This is a genomic window from Cohnella hashimotonis (assembly GCF_030014955.1).
GTDB classification, from domain to species: domain Bacteria; phylum Bacillota; class Bacilli; order Paenibacillales; family Paenibacillaceae; genus Cohnella; species Cohnella hashimotonis.
The window spans coordinates 2,660,242-2,674,391 of the sequence record NZ_JAGRPV010000001.1 but is presented as its reverse complement, the minus strand read 5'-3'; the positions used below and the strand labels follow the sequence as shown (position 1 = coordinate 2,674,391).

Annotated in this window: 17 protein-coding genes; 5 read left to right on the top strand and 12 right to left on the bottom strand. The window is 60.7% G+C overall.

What is annotated here, in order from left to right; all coding sequences use genetic code 11:
- Window positions 1-5: 5 nt before the first annotated feature.
- The 3 genes from KB449_RS10600 to KB449_RS10590 form a co-directional block, all read right to left on the bottom strand.
- Window positions 6-1,181 carry a phosphopentomutase gene (locus KB449_RS10600; protein ID WP_282908346.1) on the bottom strand — a complete coding sequence of 392 codons (1,176 nt, stop codon included), beginning with the start codon at window positions 1,179-1,181 and terminating at the stop codon, window positions 6-8.
- Window positions 1,182-1,214: 33 nt separating this feature from the next.
- Window positions 1,215-2,135, bottom strand: a complete 921-nt coding sequence (gene xerD / locus KB449_RS10595) for a site-specific tyrosine recombinase XerD (protein ID WP_282908345.1) — start codon at window positions 2,133-2,135, stop codon at window positions 1,215-1,217.
- A 71-nt stretch (window positions 2,136-2,206) separates the two neighbouring features.
- Window positions 2,207-2,440 carry a DUF4227 family protein gene (locus KB449_RS10590; protein WP_282908344.1) on the bottom strand — a complete coding sequence of 78 codons (234 nt, stop codon included), beginning with the start codon at window positions 2,438-2,440 and terminating at the stop codon, window positions 2,207-2,209.
- 166 nt (window positions 2,441-2,606) lie between these two features.
- Between KB449_RS10590 and KB449_RS10585 the strand changes: the two genes are divergently transcribed.
- Window positions 2,607-3,833, top strand: coding sequence for a S8 family peptidase (locus KB449_RS10585; RefSeq protein ID WP_282908343.1), 1,227 nt, complete (start codon window positions 2,607-2,609; stop codon window positions 3,831-3,833).
- Between the two features lie 93 nt (window positions 3,834-3,926).
- On the opposite strand, the gene KB449_RS10580 is transcribed toward KB449_RS10585, so the two are convergent.
- Window positions 3,927-4,391, bottom strand: a complete 465-nt coding sequence (locus KB449_RS10580; RefSeq protein WP_282908342.1) for a glutathione peroxidase — start codon at window positions 4,389-4,391, stop codon at window positions 3,927-3,929.
- A gap of 3 nt (window positions 4,392-4,394) precedes the next feature.
- Window positions 4,395-4,856 carry a MarR family winged helix-turn-helix transcriptional regulator gene (locus KB449_RS10575; RefSeq protein ID WP_282908341.1) on the bottom strand — a complete coding sequence of 154 codons (462 nt, stop codon included), beginning with the start codon at window positions 4,854-4,856 and terminating at the stop codon, window positions 4,395-4,397.
- Window positions 4,857-5,037: 181 nt separating this feature from the next.
- On the opposite strand from KB449_RS10575, the gene KB449_RS10570 reads away from it, so the two are divergent.
- Window positions 5,038-5,514: a glutathione peroxidase gene (locus KB449_RS10570; RefSeq protein ID WP_282908340.1), complete on the top strand. Its 477-nt coding sequence runs from the start codon at window positions 5,038-5,040 to the stop codon at window positions 5,512-5,514.
- A 108-nt stretch (window positions 5,515-5,622) separates the two neighbouring features.
- On the opposite strand, the gene fur is transcribed toward KB449_RS10570, so the two are convergent.
- The 4 genes from fur to KB449_RS10550 all read right to left on the bottom strand — a co-directional run bounded on the left by fur (window position 5,623) and on the right by KB449_RS10550 (window position 8,737).
- Complete coding sequence (fur, locus tag KB449_RS10565) at window positions 5,623-6,111, bottom strand: ferric iron uptake transcriptional regulator (protein ID WP_282908339.1); 489 nt, start codon at window positions 6,109-6,111, stop codon at window positions 5,623-5,625.
- Between the two features lie 132 nt (window positions 6,112-6,243).
- On the bottom strand, window positions 6,244-6,864 hold the full coding sequence (spoIIM, locus tag KB449_RS10560) for a stage II sporulation protein M (RefSeq protein ID WP_282908338.1): 621 nt from the start codon (window positions 6,862-6,864) through the stop codon (window positions 6,244-6,246).
- A 65-nt stretch (window positions 6,865-6,929) separates the two neighbouring features.
- Window positions 6,930-8,192, bottom strand: coding sequence for an endonuclease Q family protein (locus KB449_RS10555; RefSeq protein ID WP_434082498.1), 1,263 nt, complete (start codon window positions 8,190-8,192; stop codon window positions 6,930-6,932).
- Window positions 8,153-8,737: an NUDIX hydrolase gene (locus KB449_RS10550; protein ID WP_282908336.1), complete on the bottom strand. Its 585-nt coding sequence runs from the start codon at window positions 8,735-8,737 to the stop codon at window positions 8,153-8,155. The genes KB449_RS10555 and KB449_RS10550 overlap by 40 nt, the downstream gene beginning before the upstream one ends.
- Window positions 8,738-8,869: 132 nt before the next feature.
- Here KB449_RS10550 and mciZ point away from each other — a divergent pair, with 132 nt between their 5' ends.
- Window positions 8,870-9,043: a Z-ring formation inhibitor MciZ gene (mciZ, locus tag KB449_RS10545; RefSeq protein WP_282908335.1), complete on the top strand. Its 174-nt coding sequence runs from the start codon at window positions 8,870-8,872 to the stop codon at window positions 9,041-9,043.
- 31 nt (window positions 9,044-9,074) lie between these two features.
- Here mciZ and KB449_RS10540 read toward each other — a convergent pair whose 3' ends face one another.
- Entirely contained in the window at window positions 9,075-10,019 is a 945-nt protein-coding gene (locus KB449_RS10540) for a helix-turn-helix transcriptional regulator (RefSeq protein ID WP_282908334.1), read from the bottom strand.
- Between the two features lie 106 nt (window positions 10,020-10,125).
- On the opposite strand from KB449_RS10540, the gene KB449_RS10535 reads away from it, so the two are divergent.
- On the top strand, window positions 10,126-11,307 hold the full coding sequence (locus tag KB449_RS10535) for an MFS transporter (protein WP_282908333.1): 1,182 nt from the start codon (window positions 10,126-10,128) through the stop codon (window positions 11,305-11,307).
- Window positions 11,308-11,349: 42 nt separating this feature from the next.
- Here KB449_RS10535 and KB449_RS10530 read toward each other — a convergent pair whose 3' ends face one another.
- Window positions 11,350-12,183 (bottom strand): anti-sigma factor, encoded by an 834-nt coding sequence (locus tag KB449_RS10530; protein WP_282908332.1) that lies wholly within the window; start codon window positions 12,181-12,183, stop codon window positions 11,350-11,352.
- Window positions 12,176-12,778: an RNA polymerase sigma factor gene (locus tag KB449_RS10525; RefSeq protein WP_282908331.1), complete on the bottom strand. Its 603-nt coding sequence runs from the start codon at window positions 12,776-12,778 to the stop codon at window positions 12,176-12,178. Before KB449_RS10525 ends, KB449_RS10530 begins: the two co-directional genes overlap by 8 nt.
- Before the next feature lie 209 nt (window positions 12,779-12,987).
- On the opposite strand from KB449_RS10525, the gene KB449_RS10520 reads away from it, so the two are divergent.
- Window positions 12,988-14,148: a COG1470 family protein gene (locus KB449_RS10520; RefSeq protein WP_282908330.1), complete on the top strand. Its 1,161-nt coding sequence runs from the start codon at window positions 12,988-12,990 to the stop codon at window positions 14,146-14,148.
- The last annotated feature ends 2 nt before the right edge of the window (window positions 14,149-14,150 follow it).

The window sequence follows — 14,150 nt, the reverse complement described above, 5'->3', positions numbered from 1 at the left end:
AAAGGTTAAATCAGCTTGTCCAGAAAGCTGGTGCCGTGCGCTGTCTTCGAAACGCCGAAATTGTCGGAGATCGTCGCCGCAAGATCGGCGTAGGTGGCCAGCGTGCCCAGATTGCCGGGCCGCCGCAGCGAGCGTCCGTACGCGAGAATCGGTACATATTCCCGAGTGTGGTCGGTTCCAGGATGAACCGGATCGTTGCCATGATCGGCAGTAATGACAATCAGGTCATCGGGCCCTAGTTGCTCCAGCAGCGCGGGCAGCGCTTCGTCGAACGCTTCGAGCGCACGGGCATAGCCGGCTACGTCGCGCCGATGTCCGTAGAGGGAATCGAAATCGACGAGGTTCGTGAACAGCAAACCTTCGAAAGAACTTTCCAATTGGCGAATCGTCGTCTCGATGCCGTCTCGGTTGCTTTTTGTCGGAATCGCCTTCGTGATGCCTTCCCCGCAAAAAATATCGTTAATTTTGCCGACCGCGATCACTTCTTTGCCCGCTTTCTTGAGCGCATTTAACACGGTCGGCTCCGGTGGCTTCACGGCATAGTCATGTCTGTTGGACGTGCGCTGGAAGCTGCCCGGCTTGCCGATAAAAGGTCTGGCGATGACGCGGCCAACGGAATATTCGTCCTTGTTGGTCAGCCTGCGGGCAATACGGCAGGCTTCGTAGAGCTCCTCGAGCGGGATGATCTCCTCGTGCGCCGCGATTTGAAACACGCTGTCCGCCGACGTGTAAACGATCCAGGAACCGCTGCGCATTTGCTCCGCGCCAAGCTCGTCCAAAATCTCCGTGCCCGAAGCAGGCTTGTTGCCGATGACGCTGCGTCCGGTTTCCTTCTCGAAGGCCTCGATCAGCCCTCTAGGAAATCCGTTCGGGAACGTCCGAAAAGGCTTCTGGATTTTCAGCCCCATCAACTCCCAATGTCCGGTCATCGTATCCTTGCCGACCGACACCTCCGCCATTTTGCCAAAGTAGGCACTTGGGGTATCCTGCGGCTGCCAGTCGCTCAGCGGAGCGATATTGCCGAGGCCTAGACGTCTTAGATTCGGGAGCGATAATCCGGTCGGCCCCTCCGCGATATGCCCCAAGGTGTGCGCGCCCGCGTCGCCGTAGTCGGCTGCGTCGGGAAGCTCGCCGATGCCGACGCTGTCGAGCACGATGACGGCTATCCTTTTAAACGGCATGCTTGATGTCCTCCCTCGTACTCCGATGTTCGTTCAATTTCCCTCGTCTTCCTGCCCGCCGCGGGTGCGGGGGTGAAAACTGTCGTACACGTCTCTAAGCTTAGCCTTGCTGGAAGGCTGATACACCTGGGTTGCCGTCAAATCCGCATGCCCGAGCATCTCCTGGACCGAACGCAAGTCGGCGCCATTGTCGACGAGATGATAGGCAAAGGAGTGCCTGAGCGTATGCGGAGTCACTTCGGTGCTGACGCCGGCCGAGGCCGCATGCTTCTTGATCAGCTTCCAGAAGCCTTGCCTGGTCATTCGACTGCCCAGGTGGCTGACGAATAAGGCATTCTCGACCGCGCCGTCGCGCAGCAGCCTTGGTCGGGCTTCCTGCATGTATTTTATCATCCAATCGCGGCACATGGAACTGATCGGGATCATTCGTTCCCTTCCGCCCGTTCCGCGGCAGGCCAAGAGACGCAGATCGGTGCGTACGTCCGCGACGTTCAGGTTCGTAAGTTCGGTCACACGCATTCCCGTCGCATACAGTGTTTCGAGCATCGCGCGGTCCCGGACGCCCGCCTCGTCGCTCAGGTCCGGCGCTTCAAGCAGCCGTTCAACGTCGGATAAGGAAAGCGCACGCGGGGATCTCCGCTCTGCTTTTGGCGCAGCCAGCCGCACTGCGGGGTTGGCCGCCGTCAAGCCGGATTCGAGCGCGTATTCAAAAAATGCCTTGAAGGAGACAATCCTACGGGAGATCGTGGCGTTCGTTCTCCCCTGCTCTTTCAGCCGGTTCAAATATGCGGACAAGTGAAAGGGCTTGACGTTCGCCGTCCGAACGATATCGTGATGCGCCTGCAGCTCGCGTGCAAGATCCTCAAGATCGCGACGGTATCCGTCCAGCGAGTTGGCGGCCAGATGTCTCGTCGCCTTCAAGTAAGACAGAAACGGATTGATGTCCTGGTTCATGGGGCAGTTTCCTTCCTCGTTTGCCTATACCGCTTAATTCCACGTCCGCCGCCGCGAATCCTGCCCGGACGCTATTCTCCGAGCCAGTAAAACAACCGGAGTCTGTCCGCCTGAGACGAAGGACCGTTATCCGAGCCGTCGGCGCCGAACACTTTTTCGGCCCGTCCTTCGGGTACGCGGTACGGATCCAGCGGCGACAAGGCGGTCTGCAACCAGCCGTATGCGTAATGGGCGGCTACCGTCAACGACAAAAACAAAAGCGTAAATTGCAGACGATCCCACCATTTTCCGATCGATCGATCCATATGCAGTCCTCCTTCTGCTTGCTCGTCCTCGTCTACAATCACCGTATGTACGATGCGGGACGATCATGCCGGGCTAATGACCTGGTCGCCGCACCAATAGGAGCTCACGCCCGTAAACTGCTCGCAAACGATTAACGGCAAACAGCCGTACGGGGGCGAACGTGTCATGAAGGAGACGATCCGTAAGCTCGCCCGGCAGTTTAAAGCGGGCCGCAAATCGGCTGGGCGAAAGACGAGAAATGTCATCGTGCTCAAAAACAAGAAAGGCTACGACCTTTGTCTGCGGCATCTTAAAGCCGCAGGCATCAGTCCTGTGAAAGCCGCACGGCGCAGCCGTCTGATCGGCTGCGAGGCGCCGAGCAACGTCGACTGGACGGCTCTGAAAAAACATCCAAGCGTTGCCTATATCGAAAAGGACCGTCTCGTGAAGGCGCACGGCACGCCCGTCATATCCCTGTCGAGCCGCGACAAGCGTGCCAAGGGCAATTGCCGAATCGATCCACTTAAAATTCCGTGGAACATTGCGCGCATCCAAGCGCCCCCGGTGTGGAAGCGGACGCTTGGCAGGTGCGCGAAACTAGCCGTCGTCGATACCGGCGTTGGACCGAATCCCGACTTGTCCGTAGCTGGAGGCGTTAATACGATTAACGGCGGTTCCTTCAAGGACGACAACGGACACGGCACGCACGTCGCGGGAATCGCCGCGGCCACAGGCAAAAAACGTATTTTCGGCGCTGCGCCCAAGGTCCGGCTATTCGCCGTCAAGGCGCTCGACGAATTCGGCTTCGGCTTTGTCTCCGATATCGCCGAGGGCATCGACTGGTGCGTCAAAAATCGCATGGACGTGATTAATATGAGCTTCGGCCTGCCGGGAGAAAGCCGGATTCTTCGAGAAGCCGTCGCTCGGGCAAGGCGCAAGGGCATCGTGATGACTGCATCCGTCGGCAACGACGGCCCGAACAACAAGCGTATTGACGCGCCTGCAAGATATCCCGGCGTGCTTGGTATCGCCGCCACGACAAGGCGCAACCGCGTCGCTTCGTTTTCGAGCCGCGGAAGAGGGATCGCACTGTCCGCGCCGGGCGTAAACATCCTGTCCACCGCCCCGGGACGCGGCTATGTGCGCATGAGCGGCACCTCGATGTCGTCGCCGCACGCCGCAGGCGGAGCGGCGCTGCTCCGCTCTCTTGCGCCGGGCGCTTCCGCCTCATGCATCGCGCGCAAGCTCGTCTCAGCCGCCAAGCCGCTGCCGGGCGGTCGCCGGGCGGTGGGCGCCGGCTTGCTGCAAGTCGCGCCGGCCGCCGCGGCCCTCCGCCCCCGGCGCTGCCGCCATTCCCGCAAGGGCAGTACGCAGCGGTCCGCAAAAAGCGAGCGCGACAATAAGCGGGAATAGCATAAAAATCGCGGGAAACAGCGAGAATAAAAATTCCCCGAGCCCTTAGCGGCTTGGGGAATTCAACACGTTTTCTCCTATTCGCAAACGCGCTTAGAGCAGCGACTCGATCTCCCCGGCCATCGTCTCGGGCGTTTCCTTCGGCTCGAAACGCTTGGCGACGCGGCCTTCCCGGTCGATAACGAACTTCGTGAAGTTCCAGGCGATATCGGCACCGCCGGTCTCGCCCTTCAAATATTTGAACAGCGGGAGCGCTTCGTCCCCGTTCACGTCAGACTTGGCGAACAGCGGGAACGTCACGCCGTAATTGATCTTGCAGAAGCTCTCGACTTCCGCTTCCGTGCCGGGCTCTTGCTCCGCGAACTGGTTGCAAGGGAACCCGAGCACGACCAGGCCTTGGTCGCCGTATTTCTCGTAAAGCGCCTGCAGCCCTTCGTATTGCGGCGTAAGGCCGCATTTGCTGGCGGTATTGGCGATGACGAGCACCTTGCCTTGGTATTCGGACAGATCGACTTGCTCGCCTCGAATGGACGGCGCTTTAAATTCGTATACGGACATGGTTTATTCCCCTCTCGTATCGGCTGCCGCGACAGGCTGAAGCGCCGTCATCAGCTCGCCCATTTGACTGCGGATTTTGAGCAGCATTTCCACGTTCACGCCGGACTGGCAAAATACCTTTTCCGGCACTTCCAGCGCTTTTTCTTTAAGTGCCTTCCCCGCTGCCGATAGACGGATCAACAGCTGGCGCTCGTCGCCCGCGTCTCGCGAGCGGGTAAGAAGGCCTTGCGCTTCTAGCTTCTTGAGCAGAGGCGTCAGCGTGCCCGAATCCAGGTACAAGCGCTCGCCGAGCTCCTTGACGCTGACGGAGTCCCGCTCCCAAAGCGCCAGCATGGCGATATACTGCGTATAGGTCAAGCCCAGCTCCCTGAGCACGGGCTGATACAGCCTCGTGATCTCTTTGGCGCAGGCGTAGACGGCAAAGCAAGTTTGATTTTCCAGCTTCAACGCTTCTTCGGAAGACATGGAACCTCCTCTCCTTTCTACGATCTCATGTCACGACACAACGCTGCAGCACGCACAATTAAATTGCCTGCAATCGAATCAAATCCAATATTATATTTTACGCATCCCGGTGTCAATCGCTTGACTTTTTATTTTAATTGCATACAATTTAATTTGACGAGATTAAAAGGGAGGAATCATCATGTCGCTTTACGATATCGAAGTCTCCGACGCCCGGGGCACCGTACGCCCGCTGTCCGATTACAAAGGTCAAGTGCTGCTGATCGTGAACACGGCGACCAAGTGCGGCTTCGCGCCTCAGTTCAAGGGGCTGCAGAAGCTGTACGACAAGTATAAGGATGAAGGTTTTGCCGTACTCGGCTTCCCGAGCAATCAATTTGCGAACCAAGAACCGCTTGAGGGCGAGGCGATTGCGGAGGCATGCGAGCTGAACCATGGCGTGAACTTCCCGCTGTATGCGAAAATCGATGTCAAAGGCAAGGACGCTCATCCGCTATTCAAGCATCTGACCCGTGAAGCGCCCGGTTTGCTTGGAACAAGAAAGATCAAATGGAACTTCACCAAATTCCTCATCGGCCGGGACGGCAAGGTCATCAAACGCTATGCGCCGACCGATACGCCCGAAAAAATCGAAGGCAGAATCAAAGACCTCCTCTAATACACGTCATACACGCCATTATCAATACACGCCATTAAGCGCCAAACCCCGGCATGAACCATGCCGGGGCTTAGCGCTTAATGGCAATTTCGTTGTAAAAGCTATTCGTCAAACGCCTGAGGCAGCCGCTTCCTCGGCGCTCTTCGCCGCAGCTTCGTTCTTCGCTTGGCACTTGGCGCAGATGCCCTGGAAGTCCAGGCGATGGTCAAGAACATTGAAGCCGTATTCGCGCTCCAGCCGCTCCTCGAGCGGCGTCAGCCAATCCTCCATGATCTCGGTCATCGTCCCGCACTGCACGCATATCAAATGATGATGATGGTGCTTGTTCGAATCGGTGCGCAGATCGTAGCGCGCGACGCCGTCGCCAAAGTTCATTTTCTCGACGATATGCATCTCGCTGAGCAGTTCAAGCGTCCGGTATACCGTGGCGAGACCGATCTCCGGCGCCTTGTCCTTCACGAGCATAAATACGTCCTCGGCGCTCAGGTGGTCCTCTTCGTTCTCCAAAAGTACCCGGACCGTCGCCTCCCGCTGCGGGGTCAGCTTGTAGCCCTGCGATTGCAGCTGCTGCTTCACTTTGTCAATACGGGCCTCCATGTCCTTCCCCCTCCGCCCCAAAACACACTTGATTTCATTATAGGGGGAGCTTCTCGGGGAAGTCAAACCCGCTTCGCCGTCAAGCGTCGCGATCCTGCAAAATTCGCGGTCGCAATCTCGGTCGCCTCGATATCACAGCCAGCCGGACAGGCCGGATAAAATGTGCGGTACGACAAACGCCTCCCACATCGCTGCAATCCCGAGCACGAGAAAAAGCGCGGCGGATGTGCCTGTGTGCGAAGCAAGGGGCGGCAGCAGCCTTCCTCTGCCGAGAAACAGACGCTCGCGTCCAACATAATAGGCAAACCGGACCGCTGACACGCTGGCAATCGCTAGCGCGGGGACGACAACCAGGTTTTGCGGCGCCACGACGGCAAGCGACACGGCCACGCCTTTCCAGGCCAGATGGCGTACGGTCAAGCCGACCGCGAAGCCGATCAGGACCCCTTTTAAAAAATCCAGCGCGAGCACGAACGGGCTGCCGACGACCGAGATGCCGAGGAGCCAGATCAGACCCAGCCATTTCAGATGAAAAAACAGCCGGTCCCTAAAAACGTCAAGCGGGGCTGCGGCTCCAGCCGACGTCCCGCCAAGATATGCGCCAAGCTCGTCCGACAGATTCTGCTGCTGTTCGAGCGACAGCGCGTTCACGACGAGCGCCCCGAACACCGCCCCGACGGCGATCAGCACGCCGACGAACAAATACAGGTTCAGCTTGCCGCGTAACGGCATTTCCATCGCGCCGCGCTTCATCGGTCGCTCGCCTCCCGCCGCATAAGCTTGTATCAACGCCTATACGTATGCCGCTCGCGCTCCTGTTATTCGCGATCGTCGGTTCGCGCTCCGTTTTGCGCACCTGACCGTCCGCCGATGCGGCCGTATGTCCCGCCGCTTCCGGCGGTCAACTGCAATCGGCCTGCGCGCGCGTCGAGGATAGCCTCGGCAATACGTTCACCTGCCACAGCCGCGATCCGCTCCCCGTCAATCCGGTGAAGAATGTCCATCTCCGTACCGACCTCCCGAAGCAGCCGCTCTCTCATCTTGGGTCCAACGCCCGGGAAGAAGCCGAGCGGAACCTGATGCCTGTAGGGCGGCCTGCCCGCCGGCTGGACCGGCGATTCCCTGTCCGCAAGCCTGGCGATTCGCACGTCGACGCCTGTCACAAGACGCGGACTGCCGCAGGAAGGGCAAACTTCGTCGGCAGCGCCGGCCGGCAGCGGCGAGCGGCAGGAAGGACAATAGCTGGCATGGTACTTGCCCAGCTTCGGATGCAGGCCCAGGTTCGCGGTAATCTGCCTGCCGTCTTGTCCCCTGAGCGCGGCGGCGAATTCGGCGAAGGACGGCTCGGCGATCAGCAGCTCATTGCATTCGCGCCCGATCATCCCCGTCGAATGCGCATCAGAGTTCGTCAGCACCGGGTATCTGTCCAGCTGCGACAGCCGGCCCGCCATCGCGCTGTCCGCGCTGAGGCCGAGCTCGATCGCCGCGATGCCGTCCGGATCTAGCCGGTCGGACAGACGGTCCGCCGAGCAGCCGAGCAAGCCGCGATGCGGCGTGAATACGTGAGCGGGCGCGAGCAGGCCTCCCCGATCGAGCAGCTCCCGCTGAAGCTCGCGGCCCGTCGCGCGGATCCGCTGCGAGCTTAACGTCACGTTTTTCATTCGCGGCGACATCCACGCCGTCCATGCCTTCATGGCGGCCAGCGACGGCAAATAAGCGAGCAAATGATAGGGGCCGCCGCCCCAGCCGGGCTCGCGGACTTCGATTTCCGCGCCCGGCACGATAACCGTCTCCCGGTAGCGGATGCCGCCGCCGGAGACCTCCGTCATCTCGCCCGTCTCCAGCAGGCGGTCTATATCGTCCTGCACCGCAGGCGAATGGCAGTCGATTACGCCAAGCAGCCCGATCCCCTTGCGCTCGGACGCTTCCTCGGCGATCGCCTGGAAGGTCAGGTTGCGGCTCGCGCTGATTTTCACCGCCCTGCCGTCCCCGCTGCTGCCGATGTGCACGTGCATATCGGCGAAGCACGGACGAAGTCCGCTCACGCCCCGAATTCTCCGGTCTGCCGCCAATGCCGCCATACGAGCACGGCGAGCAGCGTTTTCGCGTCGCAGATGCGGCCGCTGGCGATATATTCGTCCGCCTGCTCGGGCGACAGCGCCTCGCCGTTTAAAAATTCGTCATCGTCCGGGTTAAGCTCACCGGCTTCAAGGTCGTCCGTGAAGTACAGATGGATCAGCTCATCCGCAAAACCGGGCGAGGTTGCGAACGTCCGCACGAAACGGATGCTGCGCGCCTTAAATCCCGTTTCTTCCTCAAGCTCGCGGATAGCCGCTTGTTCCGGTTCCTCGCCGGCATCCAGCTTGCCCGCCGGAATCTCCACCTGCATGCGCTCTAGCGGCTTGCGAAATTGATCCACGACCAGCAGCTTGCCTTCGTGCACCGCGATGACAGCTACGGCGCCCGGATGCTTTACGATCTCCCGCGTAGCCGTCCCCCCTCCCGGCAGGCGAACGGTATCCACCTGCAATGAAATGATTTTCCCTTCGAACTTTTTATCCGTGGACACGGTTTCTTCGTAAAAAGGGTGCTTGTCGTTCTTCGTATTTGATCGTTCGGTACTCATTTATTAACCCCCTGCTCGTATTTTGATGTCATCTGCCGGCTTGCCGGCGCATAGATCAACCATATAGGCTTGTCCGGCCGATTGCAAGAAAGGCACGTTTCGCCGGCAGCGAATTTCGATGGGGGCGATCTTATGCTAAAGCGTTACGCTGAGCCGGATCGGATCCGGTGGACGGGCAAAGCCTGGGAAATCAAAAGCGCGCTGCGCGCCCTGCAACGGCAAAAAGGCGGGAACGCCCGCCTGAAGGATTTGCTGCCGGAGATGACGCTCCATGCATCTCGTCTCGATGGCCTGAGAAACCGATGATGGAGCAAGGCGTCCTTCGTCGGAGGACCCGTTATTTGTACCGCTCGAGCAAATCCGATAGCTTGCAGCGGATCGCTTCCCGAAGCGCCTCCGGCCCTTGGACGCTCGCCTCTCGGCCCAGACCCAGAAAGAAGTCGGCGTAAAAAGGAAGCTCGCTCCCTGGGACGTCCCGATCGATCGAGCCGCTGCCGTCCTCCCGCACGTTCAGCATCGGCGCGAGCCACAGCTCGGCCTCGCAGCGCTGCACGCCCGCGCGGCTGAGCTCGGCTCGAAGCCGGACGGGCGCGATCGGTTCTGCCGCTTCCCGCCGGTTAAGCGCCAAGTCTCCCAGATCGCGCGGCGGCGTGCCTGTCGGATCCGGCGCGGCCTCGCGAATCCGGTCGCAGCGAAAGACGCGGAATCCCGAACGAAGAAAGCAATAAGCCGTACAGTACCAAAGACCGTTGTTAGCGTAAATGCAGACAGGTTGAATCCGTCTGTCGTGCTCCCCTTCCTCCCCGGATATATAGACGATCGACAGCACCTGCTGCCGAACGGCCGCATCGAGCAGCACGGCGAGGCACGGCGCATCGCCTCGGCGTGCCGGCGTAACAAAGTCGACCCGATGCTTCATGCTGTCGATTCGATCTCTGACGTCGCCAGGCATATGAAGGTAAAATTTGTTCAGCGCCGACGCCGATTCGGCTTCGAACGGCAGCGAAGCGTAGTGTCGAAGCGCATGCACCGCGAAAAACATCGCCACCGCCTCTTCTTCGGTAAAGGCGATCGGCGGCAGCACGCGTTCCCTCACGACCTGGTAGCCGCCGTGGGGGCCGACCTCCGAATAGAGCGGCACGCCAAGCTCGCTCAGCTCCTGCAGATCCCTCAGAATGGTGCGCTTCGATACGCCGAATTCGTCGGCCAGCTCCTGTACCTTGAACCGCCGCTTGCGGTTTACGGTCATCATCAGCTCCATCAGCCGCTTGGATTTGGGCATTCGGCATTCCTCCCCTGAAAAGCTTGTCGGGTTCATGACAATTGTTGTCACCATTATGACGTACGATGGGAACCGCAAGCAACCTTTCCACGGGAGTGATCCATCGATGTTCAAGCATGTTTTGCTTTTTTTCCTCGTCATGTTCATGATCGGAACGGATACGTTCCTCATCTCACCGCTGCTCCCCGAGCTGCAAGCCGAATTCGGCGTCCGGACCGCGTTGGCCGGGTGGATGCTAGGCGCCTACACGCTTGGCTCCGCCGTCTTTGCCCTGATCGCCGGACCGCTGTCGGACGGCTGGAACAGGCGAACCGTCCTGTCTTGCGGCCTCCTCGCTTTTTCTGTGTCGACTTTCCTCTGCGGCTTCGCCGACAGCTTTTGGACGATGTGCTTGTTCCGCCTGGCTGCCGGCATCAGTGCCGCATTCACCGCGCCGCAAGTTTGGGCCTCCATTCCCTCCGTGATGCCCCCGGCCCGAATCGCCAAAACGATGGGCGTCGCCTATGCCGGGCTTGCCGCCTCCCAGGCGTTCGGCGTGCCGATCGGCAGCTGGCTTGCGACCGGTGGGTGGCCGGTACCGTTCTGGACGATCGGCGCGTCGTCGCTCGCGCTTGCCGTTCTCGCCTACCGGCAGCTGCCGGACATCAGGCCTGCGGCCGCGGTCGGTCGCATTGCGATATTTAGCCGCTATCAACCTCTGGTTCGCAGCGCCAAGGCCCGCGGCGGCTTTCTCGCCTACCTGCTTCTCCATTTGGGCGGGGGCGCCGCGTTCGCCTTCGCAGGCAAGTGGCTGTCCGACCGCTTCGGACTGACCGTCGGGCAGATCGGCATCGCGATGCTGTTCCTGGGGTTGGGCAATATGCTCGGCAGCACGGTCAGCGCGGCCGCATCCCGCCGATTCGGCGCGGCGGGCACTGTTTACGCCGGCATGGCGCTGCTCATCGTGTTGTATGCTGTGCTTCCCCGATTCCCGCAGCTACCCCAAGCAACATTTTGTTACTTTATCATCTTCGCCGTGCTCGGCGTCCTTTTCCCGATCGTGATGGGCGCGCTCACTTCGCTCGACCCTGCGCTTCGAGGCACGATCTCGAGCCTCGCCAACGCGACCATGAACGGCGCGAACACGCTCGGAGCTTGGGTCGCCGGTCTGCTCTACGTCGAGCTCGGCGGATACATGCCGCTCGGATGGTTCGCATCGGCCAGTCTCGCGCTCTCGCTTGCCGTCTTCGCGGCGAGCGGCGTCTTCGGCCGCCGACAGGCGCAGACGGACAGACCCTATCAAGCATGACGCCGCCTGTCGAACCGTTCCTTTTTCGAAGTCTCATTCCGGTCATTCGCGAATCCGGATCGATGCGGTTTCCGGCTTCGTCGGGGTCGGGCTGCCGCCTTTAGGCTCGATCGTGAGCAGCACGGACTCCCATTCCTCCGGGCGTACGTTCGTTGCGTACAGATGCGCGCGGCTGTCATGGAAGCTCAGCAATCCGAGATTCGAGCTCTCGGGGCCGGAGCTGGCCCATGCCTGGACGTCGGTACGAGCAGAGGGCAGAAGTCCTTCCATCAGCAAAAAAAGCTCATGCGTTCGCATATTCAGCCACAGCGTTTCCTTCGCTCCTGCAATCAGGCCACCCTCTTTTCCAGCGGAACGGCGATCCCCGGCTTCGTATTTGACCGTATCCGGCTCGCTTAGCATCGTTACGCTATCAGGCTCGTGCAGCCGCGCATAGCCTGCCGGGCTTAATTCGCGACCTGCGTTCTGACCGTTGTCGCGCGCGAACGAGTAGAGCAGCACAAGCGCGACGGCGACGCTCGCACCGAGTCCGCAAGCCGCAGCAAGCGCCGGCCGTCTCGCTGCGGCAAGCATCGCGCGCGTTGCGCGTCTCGCAAAAGCGTAAGCGCCTGCGCGCATCAGCAAGCTGCGTCGCCGTCCCGCCGACAACGCCCATTCATCGCCGGGCTGCCGGGTGAAATCAACCGCAGCTGCCCGAAGCCGAGGCGCAGAGCCGGGATGGCTTTCAATGAGCTCCGCCCACTGCGCGAATATGTCACCGCAAGCGCGACATTCCTGCTTATGCGCCAAAAGCGCCTCCGCGTCCCGGGCGTGCAGTCTGCCGGCGAGCAGGTCGATCCAGCGCTCCTCCGGAACGCCGCACGAGCGTTCACTCATGACCGCCGCCTCCTGCCCCGGCGCCCCAGCCCATGCGGTCGAGCGCCTTGCGCAGATGACCCAAGCCATAGCGCACGCGAGATTTGACCGTGCCTAGCGGCACATGCCAGGCATCGGCCAGCTCCTTATGGCTGCGCGGCGTATAATACGCAGCCGCCAACGCCTCGCGCTGCACGCCCGGCAGCTGGCGGAGCGCGCTGCGCACCGCCTCGCGTTCCATGCGCGCCAGCACCGCCGTCTCCGGCTGCGCGCTCGGGGCGGACATGGCGGTCGCGTCCTCGGTCTCGCCGCGCAGCACCGTCCGGCTGCGCTTGCGAAGCCGATCGAGGCATCTGCTCTTCACCTGTACCGCGAGCCAGGCTTGCGCGGATCCGCGGGAAGCGTCGTAGCGGCCGGGATCCCGAATGACGCCAAGGAGCACGTCATGGACGACGTCCTCCGCCTCCATCCGGTCCGCGAGCAGCTGGCAAGCCAAGGGCAGCAGGTGAGGCACGGCCTGTTCGTACAGTTTCTCGAACGCCCGCGGATCGCCCTCTTCCATTTTTTTCAGCCATTCGGCCATCTCCAGGACAGCCTCCGCCGAAGTCCCGTTCATGTCGCTCGTTCCCCTCCGTCGGTCATCGTTTTTACTATATTCATAGCAGATCTTGGTCGGTTCGCGTACTGTGCAAGCGCGATTTTTATCTGATTTTAAGCTTGCTTTAAGCGTTTTTTTATGTGAAAAATCGGCCTAATATTAAATCCGGGCCGCTTTTTCCCGCGTACTCCAGGTGAAAAATATATTACCGGGAGGTCTTGATCGTCATGTTCAAACCAAGATTCGGAAGATGGGCAAGCTGCGCGACCATACTGATGATGGCGCTCGGCTTAATCGGGCTCTCCGCGCCCGTGTCGGCCGCAGGAACCGCCAAGCTGTACACGCCTTATGTCAGCCTCTCCGCCGCGCCGGGAGAATCGATCGCGTACGATGTCGATCTGATCAACGACGGCGACGGCATTCAGACCGCGACGCTCAGCTTTACGCCTCCGTCCAAGGACTGGAAGACCGATCTGACCGCAGGCGGCCATCCGATCTCCGAGGTCGCTGTCAAGCCGCACGAGTCGCAGACGGCATCGTTAAGCGTGCTCGTGCCGTTCGAAGTCGCGAAGGGCAGCTACGCGCTCCAGCTGAACGCGGGCGCATTCGGCAGCCTGACGCTCAAGATCAACGTCACCGAGCAGGGCACCTACAAGACGGAGCTTAGCGCCGAGCAGCCGAACATGGAAGGCCACAGCGACTCCACGTTCACCTACAACCTGACGCTCGCGAACCGGACCGCCAGCAAGCAGCAGTACGCGCTCACCGCGGAGCCGCCCGCCGGCTGGGACGCGCGGTTCAGCTCCGGAGGCAACAACGTGACGGCCGTCGATATCGAGCCGAACGCGACCTCGTCGATTACGCTGACGCTGACGCCGTCCGAAAAAGCCGAAGCCCAAACGTACAAAATTCCCGTCCATGCGGCCAACAGCAGCACTTCGGCCAGCGTGACGATGGAAGCTGTCATTACCGGCACCTACGGCATCGATCTGTCGACGAGTAATCAGGTGCTCAGCGCGAACGTCACGGCCGGCGGGAAGCGGACGCTGGAGCTTGCCGTGAAAAACACGGGCACGGCCGAGCTGACGAACGTCAACCTCACGAATACCGCGCCGACCGATTGGGAAGTCACATTCGAGCCGAAGACGATCCCCTCGATTAAAGCGGGCGAATCCGTACCGGTCACGGCCACGATCCACAGCTCGGACAAATCGCTCTCCGGCGACTATGTCGTCGGGTTGACCGCGCAGGCAGCCGAGAAATCGGCGGACGCCGCCATCCGCGTGACGGTCAAAACCTCGGTGCTGTGGGGCTGGATCGGCGTGCTCATCATCCTCGTCGTGCTGGCCGGCGTCTATTGGCTGTTCCGCAAGTACGGGAGGCGTTAAGC